Annotated in this window: 13 protein-coding genes; 3 read left to right on the forward strand and 10 right to left on the reverse strand. The window is 60.0% G+C overall.

Annotation, left to right across the window (positions count from 1 at the left end; genetic code table 11):
• The 3 genes from WKI89_RS16855 to WKI89_RS16865 all read right to left on the reverse strand — a co-directional run.
• Positions 1-344, reverse strand: a 344-nt coding sequence (locus WKI89_RS16855; RefSeq protein ID WP_337871539.1) for a DUF2513 domain-containing protein, incomplete at its 3' end; no start/stop codon positions are given.
• Between the two features lie 303 nt (positions 345-647).
• Complete coding sequence (locus WKI89_RS16860) at positions 648-1,019, reverse strand: LysR family transcriptional regulator (protein WP_337871540.1); 372 nt, start codon at positions 1,017-1,019, stop codon at positions 648-650.
• A gap of 75 nt (positions 1,020-1,094) precedes the next feature.
• On the reverse strand, positions 1,095-1,559 hold the full coding sequence (locus tag WKI89_RS16865) for a hypothetical protein (RefSeq protein WP_337871541.1): 465 nt from the start codon (positions 1,557-1,559) through the stop codon (positions 1,095-1,097).
• A 114-nt stretch (positions 1,560-1,673) separates the two neighbouring features.
• Here WKI89_RS16865 and WKI89_RS16870 point away from each other — a divergent pair, with 114 nt between their 5' ends.
• Positions 1,674-3,974: a GNAT family N-acetyltransferase gene (locus WKI89_RS16870; protein WP_337871542.1), complete on the forward strand. Its 2,301-nt coding sequence runs from the start codon at positions 1,674-1,676 to the stop codon at positions 3,972-3,974.
• Between the two features lie 16 nt (positions 3,975-3,990).
• On the opposite strand, the gene WKI89_RS16875 is transcribed toward WKI89_RS16870, so the two are convergent.
• Positions 3,991-4,794, reverse strand: coding sequence for an AMP/ADP-polyphosphate phosphotransferase (locus WKI89_RS16875; protein ID WP_337871543.1), 804 nt, complete (start codon positions 4,792-4,794; stop codon positions 3,991-3,993).
• 198 nt (positions 4,795-4,992) lie between these two features.
• Here WKI89_RS16875 and WKI89_RS16880 point away from each other — a divergent pair, with 198 nt between their 5' ends.
• Positions 4,993-6,192 (forward strand): DUF1800 domain-containing protein, encoded by a 1,200-nt coding sequence (locus WKI89_RS16880; protein WP_337871544.1) that lies wholly within the window; start codon positions 4,993-4,995, stop codon positions 6,190-6,192.
• Between the two features lie 46 nt (positions 6,193-6,238).
• Positions 6,239-7,411: a DUF1501 domain-containing protein gene (locus WKI89_RS16885; protein ID WP_337871545.1), complete on the forward strand. Its 1,173-nt coding sequence runs from the start codon at positions 6,239-6,241 to the stop codon at positions 7,409-7,411.
• Positions 7,412-7,464: 53 nt separating this feature from the next.
• Here the strand turns inward: WKI89_RS16885 and WKI89_RS16890 are convergent, their stop codons facing one another.
• The 6 genes from WKI89_RS16890 to WKI89_RS16915 all read right to left on the reverse strand — a co-directional run bounded on the left by WKI89_RS16890 (position 7,465) and on the right by WKI89_RS16915 (position 11,371).
• Positions 7,465-8,334, reverse strand: coding sequence for an oxygenase MpaB family protein (locus tag WKI89_RS16890; protein WP_337871546.1), 870 nt, complete (start codon positions 8,332-8,334; stop codon positions 7,465-7,467).
• A 109-nt stretch (positions 8,335-8,443) separates the two neighbouring features.
• Positions 8,444-8,590 carry a hypothetical protein gene (locus tag WKI89_RS16895; protein ID WP_337871547.1) on the reverse strand — a complete coding sequence of 49 codons (147 nt, stop codon included), beginning with the start codon at positions 8,588-8,590 and terminating at the stop codon, positions 8,444-8,446.
• Between the two features lie 19 nt (positions 8,591-8,609).
• Positions 8,610-9,005, reverse strand: a complete 396-nt coding sequence (locus WKI89_RS16900; protein ID WP_337871548.1) for an ester cyclase — start codon at positions 9,003-9,005, stop codon at positions 8,610-8,612.
• 30 nt (positions 9,006-9,035) lie between these two features.
• Positions 9,036-9,461 (reverse strand): nuclear transport factor 2 family protein, encoded by a 426-nt coding sequence (locus WKI89_RS16905; protein ID WP_337871549.1) that lies wholly within the window; start codon positions 9,459-9,461, stop codon positions 9,036-9,038.
• A 206-nt stretch (positions 9,462-9,667) separates the two neighbouring features.
• On the reverse strand, positions 9,668-10,747 hold the full coding sequence (locus tag WKI89_RS16910) for an SRPBCC family protein (RefSeq protein ID WP_337871550.1): 1,080 nt from the start codon (positions 10,745-10,747) through the stop codon (positions 9,668-9,670).
• Between the two features lie 48 nt (positions 10,748-10,795).
• Complete coding sequence (locus WKI89_RS16915) at positions 10,796-11,371, reverse strand: cupin domain-containing protein (RefSeq protein ID WP_337871551.1); 576 nt, start codon at positions 11,369-11,371, stop codon at positions 10,796-10,798.
• Positions 11,372-11,829: the final 458 nt, after the last annotated feature.

Here is an 11,829-nt window from a genome sequence, read left to right on the forward strand (position 1 = left end):
CACCCAGACGTAGGTAGCCACCAGGAGGGTTTCTGCGTCAAGATAGTACAGGGGGTGCTCTCTGTGGGTTTCCATAGCACCCCCTCTTTTTTACATCCCCTGGGGTAGGTCAAGTAGCACACGAAGGCATGACATTTCCAGGTAAGCCCGTTGATTATGAAGATGCCGCCACCAGAGGTCTCTTTGATGCTTCCGTCAACATATCCAGCATTTATTAGCAGTCGGGTATGGTAGCCAACTTTTTTGTTTTCTTCCTCGTACTCATCAAAGGGCCGAAAAACCCCATAATCCTTCTCCTCAATGTCAATTAGCAACTGCCGGACGAAATCCATGTCTCTTTTCATCGGCCTCTTTGTGGGCTTTTACATAAGCCTCGAGCAAAACCCACAGCCACCCCAAAGGAGGACTCCCCGGCCTGGCAACCGGGGAGCACATGAAGCGTCTGGCAATACAAACGTATCATTTGTCTGTTTATTTGTCAACACTTTGCATGTAAATATGGTTCTTACTGCATTTTGTAAATCCGATAAATGCTTATTGTTAGTTTTTATTACAACATTTTGTTTAAATGCCAAGCACATTGACTTCCCCGCATCTGCATACCAGATGGAACCTACGGCTATCGGCGATTGGGCGCTGTGGTTCTCTCAATTTTTCCCACTGCGTTCGTATCCTTTGAAAGGCCAGTCTGCGAAGGCTTTGGTGTAGCGGGCCTCGAGCGCCCCTTCCACGCCTTGCACAAAGGCTCGGTACCGCTCGACCAGTTCCAGCGCCGCTGGGGTAAGGGTGCTGCCGCCCCCTCCCTCTCCCCCGGAGTGGCGTTCCAAAAGGGGAAAACCCAACCCCGCCTCGGCTTTCTTGAGCCGATCCCAGGCAGCCCGGTAACTCAGCCCAACGATTTTTGCTCCGGCCTTGAGACTGCCTTTGTCCGCGATTGCCAGCAGCAATCGCAGTGTGCCCGGCCCCAGCAGGAAGTCGCCGGTATCGGACTCGAGCCAGAATTTTGCCTTGAGCCGCATACCCTTAAGGTACCGAGAACCGAGCCAGAGGTCTAGCGACGCGCTAGAGGTTCGCCCTGACCTCCGGTGCGCTAGCTAGCGCAAGCGGCGGCTCTCCCAGTCGGCGTGCAGGCAAAGGTAGTACAACCAGCCCTGCGTCGAAAGCGGCCCCATGGCGTTATGGGGGATATACTGCGGGTCAATGGTGCCTTTGAGCTGTTCGATGAGCTCGAGGGTTTGCAACCGGGTCTTCCTGAATTCCACAAGCAGGTGGTTCTTGCTGAGCCCTTGAGGGGGCTTGTAGGCGTGATGCTCGTCCATAACCAGGGGGCTGCCCAGGGCTACGCGAAGGCGGTTCTGACCCCAGCGCTCCATACCAATGATGTGGCGGATGATCTGTTCAGCCTCTGGACTTTGGGCCTTACGAATACGTGCTTCGATGGGTTCGATGGTGTTTATGAAGGCTTCCCTAAGGTCATTGAGATTCCGCTGGCTTGCAGGCCATTCAATAAAAACCGGCTTGACCAGCTTCATTACCTGGTCGCGTAATTTCGTGCCCAAGAAAATGACCTCCTTTTGTGCTCCAGTATACGCCCATCCCGTATCCCCGATACCAGAATCCAACAGGACAGCCTTCCCTGGGTTTGAGGCTATGCTAATAGGCAGGACGATGGTATGCCCGAACGCTACATTCCCCCCCCCACGCCGCAGTACGCCCTCGAGTCGGGCCCTATCCTGCTCAAGGATGGCCGCACCGCTACTCTGCGCCCCGCCCGCCCCGAAGACCGGGCGTTGTTCGTAGAGTTTTTGGAGCGTCTCTCACCCCAAGCCCGCACTTTTCGCTTTTTTTCCGAGGTCAGACCGGAAACCGCCGCCGACCTCCTGCTCAAAAAACCCGAAGGCGAGGACAAGGTGACCTTGGTGGTGCTCTCGGGCGACCCGGAGCGCATCATCGCAACCGGAGAGTACGTGCAAGAAGGTACCCACTCCACCTCGGCGGAGGTGGCTTTTTTGGTGGATGACTGGTTTCAGGGTAAAGGCCTGGGCTCGCTGCTGCTCGAGCGGCTGGCCCTGATGGGGGTTCAGCGGGGCATTCGCCGTTTCCACGCCTTCACGCTGGCCGAAAACCGCCAGATGCTCGATGTTTTTAAGGCCAGCGGCTTCAAAGTAGAATCTCACACAGACTCTGGAGAAGTCGAGGTCAGCTTTGACATAGAACCCAACCCGGAAATGATCGCTAAGTTTGAACTACGCGAACGGGTCTCCACTGTAGCCTCGCTGATGCCGGTGTTGCGCCCCAGGGGGGTTGCGGTGGTGGGCGCTTCACGGGATGCAAGGAGCGTGGGTTATCAAGTGCTGGAACATCTAGTCCTGAACCGTTTTCAAGGCCCAGTCTACCCCGTCAACACCGCCGCGACCCCTGCCGCAGGCGATGTGCCGGTGGTGGGTTCGATGCTGGCCTATACCTCCATCAAGGCGGTGCCGGGGCCCATTGACCTCGCCATCGTCACCACGCCCCGCGACAAGGTACTGGAGGTGGCCGAGGCCTGTGGGCAGCGGGGGGTGCGGGCTTTGATGGTGGTCACGACCGATATGGAAGCGCCTCAGGTCAAGAGCTTGGTGCAGACCTGCCGCCACTACGGGATGCGACTGGTGGGGCCGGGTTCGCTGGCCTTAATTTCCACCAGTCCAGAAATTCAACTTTGCGCCGGGTTGGCCGCCACCTTGCCCCTCCGCGGGCGCATCGCCATGTCCAGCCAGAGCGGCGCGGTGGGGCTGGCGGTGCTGGAATATGCCCGCGAGATGGGCTTGGGGTTTTCCAACTTTGTGTCGCTCGGCGCCAAGGTAGATATCTCCTCCAACGACCTGATCCAGTTCTGGGAGGAAGACCCCGATACCGGGCTGGTCTTGCTGTATGTCGAGTCGTTTGGCAACCCCCGGCGCTTTGCCCGGCTGGCCCGGCGGATGGGGCGCAAAAAGCCCATTCTGGCCGTGCGGCCTGGCCGGGATGCGGTGGTGGAGGCGCTTTTCAAGCAGACCGGGGTGGTGCGGGCGGAAAGCCTCGAGGAGATGTTCGACATCGCCGCCCTGCTGGCCCACCAGCCGTTGCCGGAGGGCCCCAAGGTCGCCTTGCTGACCAATGCCTCCGGCCCGGCCCTCTTGGCCCTGGAGGCCCTCAAAGCCGAGGGGCTCACGGCGGAGGTGCGCGATTTGGGCTCGAGGGCTTCGGCGGAGGAATACCTAAGCTCTGCTCGAGAACTCCTGTCTGGCAGCGCCAATGCAGCCATGGCGCTGTTCGTGCCGCTGGGCTACGCCACCCTGGAAGAAGTCAGCGAGGCCCTGCGCACGGCCTTCGCCGAGGCCAGGGAAAAAGGAATCCATATACCGGTACTCACCTGCTTCATGACCGCCGGACGGCCCAGGGTACGGCTGGGGGCGGAGTGGGTGCCTTCGTACCGCTTTCCCGAGTCGGCAGGGCGGGCGCTGGCCGCCGCCTATGCCTACGCCCAGTGGCGCAAAACCCCACCGGGGGAAATCCCCGACCACGGGGTTCAGGAGGACGAAGCCCGTGCCCTGGTGTCCAAAACCAGGGGCAGGCTGAACCCAGCCCAGACCGCAGAGTTGCTGGGCTACTTTGGCCTGAGGATTGGAACTCCGTCCCCTGAGGGGATCGCCCTGGCCTTGCGGGTCAAAAACGACCCTTTATTCGGCTCGGTGCTGACGCTGGCGCTCACCGGCCTACCCCTGGGCGAACAGCGGCTGGGCATCCGCATCACCCCCCTCACCGACCTCGAGGCCCAAGAGATGCTCGCCCCACTGGCCAATAAGGCCCACCTGGAAAGCCTGCAAGACATCTTGCTGCGGGTGTCGCGGATGGTCGAAGAGCTGCCCGAGATAGCCGAGCTCGAGCTGAGCCTATCCGCAGCAGCACAAAGCACCACCATCACCCAGGCCCGCCTGACCTTGCGAGAATAAAAACTGGCCGTAAAGGCTACTTGATTGTGATTTTTTCCAGACCCACCTCGGGCTGGGGATATTGCATCCCTAAGCTCTCTAAGGTCTCGACCAGGATGCGCGCAACCAGCCAGTTGCGGTACCAGTTTTTGTTGGCGGGGATTACGTACCAAGGGGCATACTCGGTGCTGGTCTCGCGGATTGCGTCCTCGAAGGCTTGCTGGTAGTCGTCCCAGAGCTTGCGGTCGTCGAGGTCACCTTTGCGAAACTTCCAGCGCTTCTGGGGGTTGTCGAGGCGCTCTTGCAGACGGATGCGCTGCTCCTCTTTGGAGATGTGCAAAAAGAACTTGAGGATGGTGGTGCCCTCGTCGGCCAGCATCCGCTCAAACTCGCGGATGTGCCGGTAGCGTTTCCTCCAGACCGGCTCGGGAACCAGGTTCTTGACCCGCACCACCAGTACATCTTCGTAGTGGGAGCGGTTGAAGATGACCATCTCGCCCTTGCGCGGCACCTGCTGATGGACGCGCCAGAGATAGTCGCGGGCCAGTTCATGTTCGGTGGGAACCCCAAAACCCGCGACCCGCACCCCGCTGGGGTCTACCCCATCGAAAACCACCCGAATGGTGCCGTCCTTTCCCCCTGCGTCCATGGCCTGTAAAACCACCAAGACCTTGTATTTACCCTCAGCAAAGAGCAGTTCCTGAAGCTGCTCGAGGCGGTCGTTGAGCTTGGCCAGGGCTTCTAAAGCCTCCTGTTTGCCCCCTTTGAAGGCACTGGTATCGTCGGGATCGAAATTCTTCAAGCGGAACCTGTCATCAGGCTCAATGCGATAGGCTTTCATACACACTCCTTTGGGCGGGATTCTAAGCTATTGGCACTACAAAAAGCAAAACCCCCTCGCAGCGGATTTCGCGCAAGAACGCCTGCAGTCTGCCCTTGTAGTCCGACCGTTCCCCTCTTAAGGCGGGCTTAAGTCTGACTTCAGCTTGCTGGCATAGCTTGGTGCTCAGGAAGGTTGTAGACCCGGAAGGAGTGACGGATGGCTCGAGCCCTTACCTACCCAAACGCCACCCATCTGCTGCGCCGTGCAGCCGGTCGGGGGCGCAAGAACGAAGCGCAACAGTTGGCCGAGATGGGCCTGGAAAGAGCAGTGGACTGGTTGCTGCGAGACCCGGCCCAAGCGCCCCCCTACACCACCAGCGCCACCCGCAACGAACGCGCCCAACAACACCGCGAGATCAGCCAGCGCTGGATCAACCACTGGCTCACCACCCCCACCCCCGCCGCCGAGCGTCTGGTACTGTTCTGGCACGGCCACCTGACCTCCGAGTTCCGCGAGACCATGGGGGCCCAGGGGATTGACTTTTGGAACCAGTTCGCCACCTTCCGGCAACTGGGATATGGCCCTTACGGGGAGCTGCTCAAGGCCATCGCCCAAAACCCGGTGATGCTGCTCTACCTCAACAACGCCCAGAGCCGCAAGGAGCACCCCAACCAAAACTGGGCCCGAGAGCTGCTGGAACTCTACACCGTAGGCCCCGGCCACTACACCGAGCAGGACATTCTGGAGGCCGCGCGGGCTTTCACCGGCTGGACGGTGCGCCTGGCAGGGGGCCAGCGCCCGCGCGAGGCCAGCGCAAATGTGGCCTTCGAGTACGTGTTCAACCGCAACTGGCACGACCCCGGCGAGAAAACCTTCCTGGGCCGGCGCATCAAAACCGGCGACGAAGTGCTGGAGATTCTGATTGCCCACCCCAAAACCTATGAGTTTGTAGGGCGCAAGCTGCTCCGGTTTTACCTGAGTCCCGAGCCTCCCGAGCCGCTGGTGCAGGAGGGGGCCCGGGTCTTCCGTAGTGGTGGAACTCGAGAGTTTCTGCGCTGGCTTTTCACCCGCGACGAGTTTTACCAACCCCAGTACCGCAACGCGCTCATCAAAAGCCCCCTGGAATACCTGGTAGGGCTGTGGTACGCGGCGGGCGTGGATCAGGTGAATTTTGAGGAACGGCCCGGACGCGGTCTCTATCAGGCGCTGGCCGCCATGGGGCAGATCCCTTTCGACCCCCCCACCGTAGCGGGGTGGGATGGGGGCCTAAGCTGGCTGGCCGAGTCGCCCTTCCTGAGCCGCCTCAACCTGCTGGCAGGTTTTGCAGGCCGTGAACGCCGTCTCGACCTGGAGGTATTCATGGACAACGCCAGCGGGGCTTTATCGCTGGTCAGGCCGGAGGCACAGTTGCTGTAGCTAAGGGTCTTGGGGCGCTCTGGCCCAACCCTCCGAGAGGTATGGCATGGATAGACGCGACTTCATCAAAAAATCTCTCCTAACGCTGGCGCTGGGCCAGGGCGCGCCCTCACTGCTCTCCAAGACCGCCCTGGCAGCCCAGTCCAAAGACAAAATTCTGGTGGTGGTCAACTTGTTCGGCGGCAATGACCAGCTCAACACCCTGATCCCCTACCGCAACGAGCTCTACTACCGCCTGCGCCCCAACATCGCCATCAAGCGCGAAGAGGTGTTGGACCTGGGGGCCAACGGAGAAAAACTGGGCTTCCACCCCGCGCTAAGGCCGCTCATGCAGATGTGGAACAGCGGCGAGTTGGCTGTTATCCCCCAGGTGGGCTACCCCAACCCCAACCGCAGCCACTTCATCTCGACCTCCATCTGGCACACCGCCGACCCCACCCGCAGGGAAGAAACCGGCTGGCTGGGCCGCTGGGGCGACCTACAAGACGACCCCTTCTGCGACACCTTCTTGGGCGGGGCCACCCCCCAGGCCCAGATGGGGGAAAAGCGCACCGCCCCGGCCATCCAGAGCATAGACACCTTCAGCATCCGGCTGCCCCGCCCCTTCGAGGAGGCGTTCGACAAAGAAGCGCGCCTGACCCGTAGCGGCACGGCTGAAGAAGTACGCCAGGCCATGCTTTCGCTGCGCGGGGCCCTCGACAAAGTAGGGCAGTTGCGCGAGGTCAAGAACCGCGCCCAGTACCCCGACAATGCCTTTGGCCGTAGCATGGGCGATATTGCCCGCATGATTGCAGGGGGACTGGGCAGCAGCGTCTACTACACCACCCTGGGCGGCTGGGATACCCACGCCGGACAACCCCCCCGCCAGGCCGAGCTGCTGGGCTACGTGGCCCAGGCCGTGGCGGCCTTCCGCGCCGACATGAAGGCTATTGGCCGCGACAAAGATGTGATGCTGATGGTGTTCAGTGAGTTTGGGCGGCAGGTGGCCGAAAACGCTTCCTTTGGCACCGACCACGGCGAGGGCGGGCTGATGTTCGTGCTGGGCGGCGGCGTTAAGGGCGGGCTATTCGGTAGCGAGCCGGATCTGGAAGATTTAGAACTCAACGCCCTCAAATACCAGACCGACTTCCGCAACGTCTACGCCACTGCGCTCCAGTGGATTGCGGCCAATCCGCGCCAGGTGCTGGGGGGTGACTTTAAGACCATGAGCTTGCTTTGAGCAGGCCATTGTGGGCTGGGGGTGGCTTCACCGTGCTACCTCTAGGTGAGGGCCTACCCTCGGTCTGCGCCCAGTTGCTCGATCTGATAGCCCCCTGGGTAGCTGGGATACCGGGCCGCAGTGAACAAGTAGGGTCGCTTGCGTGGGGCCCATAGGCGTTGAATCCTGGCTTTGAGGCGCAAGCCGCCCTCAACTACGCGGCGCAGCCAGGCCGGTGGATTGGGAAAACCCACGGCTCGTAGCAGCGGCTCATCAATCAGGGCGTACACAAAGGGCTTGCCCACCGGCCACAGCCAGCGTGGCAGGTACATCGAAAGCAGCAGGTCTCGAGTGGGGGTGGCGATGGCCTCATTGGAGGGCGTGTAGCGAAAGTGCTCGCGCTCGAACTGGACGTTGAAGCGCTCCATCTCCTCCAATGTGTTGGGCAAGTCCCGGATGTTCATGCGCTTGCCCATCTCGAGCCAGTAGGTAAACGCGGCAGTTTTTTCGTGGTTCGTGTAGGGTCGCCAGCCGAAGCGCTCCATCCAGCGGATGGGTTCCAGCACAAAGGTCGAGAGGGTATAGAGGTACTCGTCGTTGCCAATGGAGTAGCGGGCGTGCTGCTGGTTCATGCGGCGCAGGGCGGCCTTGCCACGGGGGCTGTCGTAGCCGTTTTCCAGGATCTCACCCAATATCAGCACGGTGTCGTCGTAGCGCTTGCGCGTGCGGCGAATAAACTCGCCGGTCTGCTGCAACAGCGGCGTACCCTTGGCTACCCCGAAGGTGCGGAAGAGGGCGAACTCGAGGGCACGGGTGAAATCCCAAGGGAAGTCGTAGCAACTGCTGAGGTAGCAAATCTGCTGGTGATCTTTTACCGGGTCGAGGGTCAGGATATAGTCGCGGATGCTGTAGCGCGAGGTGATTTCAGGCACGGGGTAGGCCATAAGGTTCTCCTAGGGTACAGCTTGCACCCAACCTGTGCCCGAATGCCAGTTCAAAAACTGTTCACGGTACATCATTCCGCCTTGACCAGCCTCATACCCAGTTGTTGCATCACCTCGAGCCGATCCATCTGGCCCAAGCAGGAGGCAATCTTACCGCCCTCGAGCCTAAAAAGGGGTTTACCACATCTAGGATGCCCGCCACGTTACCGAGGCCAAAGTCGGCGTAAATCTGCTGAACGGTTTGGACGTGATTCATACGATTCTCCTCAAACGGGCTAGGGAATTACACCCAGTTGCTGCATCAGACCGACCTGATCCACGATGCCCCAGTGCTCGGTAAAGCGACCCTCCTCGAGCCGGATCACATCCATTACCTTGATTTGCACCCGTTTGCCGGTGGGCGGGATGTCCGGCTGGTGGAAGGCGCAATCCTCGGCGATCACTTGGTCGAAGAGGTTGCTGTCACCGGACTGCCAAAACTGGCCCATGGCCTGGTTGAACTGCTCGAGCACAGCTTTGTTGGATGGATTCATAATGCTCTCCTTGGGGGCTGGCTGAGAAAAGTTGCGCCGCCCTGATTTGCGTTTGCGCCCGCGCCGGAAGCACTCGCTCGAGCAGGGGAACAGCTCGTCGTCGGGGCGGGTTGTTGGAGCCTTGGGCTGGCTATACATGGGCAACTCCCTCGAGCAGCAAGCCCTCACCTACGGGGGAGCTTGGAGGTGTCCAAGTTGCATCAACAAACCAAAACCGTCGGAGTAGTTGTGCCCCTCGAGGGCAAGCCCGTCCGCCCCAAAGCGCCAGACTTCGCACACATCCAACGAAAAGGGCTTGTGACTCGGCCCAAAGGGTGTACCGGCCATGGGGCCATCCTGGGTTCCGACCGCCCGAAACTGCGCCGTTACCCAATCGCCGGCTTCGATGTAGCGAGCATCCACAATTTTGATGTTCGAGGACATCTGTACAAAACCGCTCAACATGTTAAAAAAATCAGCACGACCGTGGTAAGTCTTCCCCCGACCGTGATCTACCATCGTGCCGCCCTCCGCCATCACCTGGACGGCCTCGTCCACCTTATGGCGGCTAAACGCTTCATGGGCCTTGCGTAGGGTTTCTACGTGCTTATTCATCTTGCTCCTTTCTGGCTAGCGTTGTTCGCCGGGCGGTGGAAGAATCGCGCACACCGAATGCCCTAAGATGTGCAAGGGCTTTCCCTCGTCCCTAAGTCGTAAAAAGGCTTGCTCGCTATCTTCCTTCATCTCGGCCTCCTTTTTGGTACGAGAAGAGTTTGCCCCCCCCGTGCTGTTCATTTTCCAGACCAAAAACTGCTCACCTTTTAGGCCTGCCTTGGTTTGATCTGCCGTTCCGGCTGGGCCAGCCACTTACGCAGTCCAATCTCGCCTTGTTGCATACACCAGTCGTGGTTGTAGCGGAAGAGCGGTTTGAGCAGCGGAGAGAGCAGCCGCACCAGCGCAAACTCGGCCCTGGGCCGCCAGTCGTAGCTGACCTCGGTTCCGCCCAAAACGCTCTTCAAGCGCCAAACCCCAGTGCCGATCAGGTCGCCCCTCGAGCGCACCTCGAGCACATGGGGCTTGTTTATCCGCACGCTCTCCACCACAAAGCCCAGCCGGTAAGGCAGTGGGCCGTGTACGCGCACTCGAGTCTTGGCTCCCACTCCGTCGGCGTTACCCTCGCCGAGTTTTTCCACTTGGTCGTAGACCGCACCCCACCACTTTGTGTAGTGCTCGGTTTGGGTGATGCTGTCCCAAACCTGCTCGAGGGGAGCGGGGATCAGCCAGTGGTCGAAGAAGTGGTACTCGTGGGCCAAGCCCTGCTGGGGTGCAGGCTCGGGGCTAGCAAAGCGGGGATAGCGGGTCTGGTAGCCCAAGGCACGTCCGAGTGCCGCCAAGGCTCCAAACAGCACCCGCTGTACCGGGATGGGAATCCCTGCCACGTAGGAACCGGGTTGAAGGGCTCGAAACAACACCACGGTTTGCAAGAAGCTGGGGTGCTTACCCTCTGCGGCCAGGCCAAAACCGGTTTCGATGAAATCCTCGAAGGCCTCGAGCATCCGCCGATCTGGCTGTGGCAACTCGACCCATTGGCGAATCCGCAACGTATCCTTCCCCGCGTTATAGGGGTTGAGGTGGGGCTGGTTGCGGTGGATGGAGAAACGGGTTCCTACTGCCGCGACCTTCCGCATCCCGTTGATCTCATAGGCCGCCGTGCCCGCGATCACCTCGAACTGCTCGTCGAAGCGGGTGTGGAAGTGGGGCCGCTGGCCTTCCTTGCCCGTACCCACTGGGTAGGCAATCTCCACTTCAAAACGTTTACCCAGGCTCTCTCGGGCGGTTTGCAGCACCTTGATTTGCACCCCGGTTTGGGGGTCGTGCAGGACTTTTCCCGACCATGCCATCGCGCTTCTCCTCATCTGGTACCAGGGGTTGCTTATTTCCCAGACCCACTAACGGGGTAACAACACAAAGCCATACTCGCCAAAAACTTTGGCTACGGTTGCAAGCTGCTCAGGCGTGGGGGCAGCCGTAGGGGGAGCGGGCAGCTCGAGCTGTTGCGCGGGCACACCCAAACGGCGGTAGGCTTCCTCGAGGCCCCCCGGTGTGAAGATCACCAACATCCGGGCCGTGGGGGTTTTGAGCTTGAAGGAGTGTGGCACACCCTTGGGCTGGAACACATGGTCGCCCACCTTGGCTTCAGTCACGACGTTGCCCGAAGTGAAGGTGACTTCGCCTTCTTGGATAAAGAAGATTTCGTCTTCGCCATTGTGCACGTGGGGCGGGGCCTCAAAGCCCTGGCGTATCCGTACTTCCATCAGGGCGTAGGAGCCACCGGTGGTTTTCTTGTCGGCCAGTACACTGAACAAAGCCCCGTTGAACCACACACTGTTGGCCAAAGCAGCGCGGCTGCCGAAGGCGGGCTTGATGTTGGTTTGAGCCAGAGCGGTGCTGACTTTGCCCGTAAGGGCCAGTCCGAGTCCGGCAGCGGTGAGTTGCTTGAGGGCATTGCGGCGGTCTTGTTTCATAGAGGTCTCCTCCTTGCTCAGGTCTCCCTTAGCAGGGGTAGTTATAGCCGCTAGAGTTGTTCGTTCACCAGTTCAAAAACTGCTCACTCCAGGCCATCCATCTCCAAACAAAAACCTCCTACCGCCAACGCAGCAGGAGGCCCATGGCTCTAGGCCCCCAAAAAAGCCCGCTCCACAAACCAGTACAAACCTGCGGCCACCGTAGCCGCCGAAACCGTCCAGCGCACCCCGGCTTCCTAAGAAATCCGGCGAACGGCCACCAGCAGCAGGAATACCGGAATCACAAACACCAGTTGACCTGCTTCACGCCCAGGTTGAAGCCCAGTACTGAGCCCAGCAGATTGGGGTCTGATACGCATTTCGGTAGTATCGTTCACTTTGACAAGCCTAAACGATACTACCGAAATGCTTTTTTACTCCCTTCGGTCGGCTTGAATCCTTCACCTCTGACTGCGTCC

The organism is Meiothermus sp. (assembly GCF_037443965.1).
Taxonomy (GTDB): domain Bacteria; phylum Deinococcota; class Deinococci; order Deinococcales; family Thermaceae; genus Meiothermus.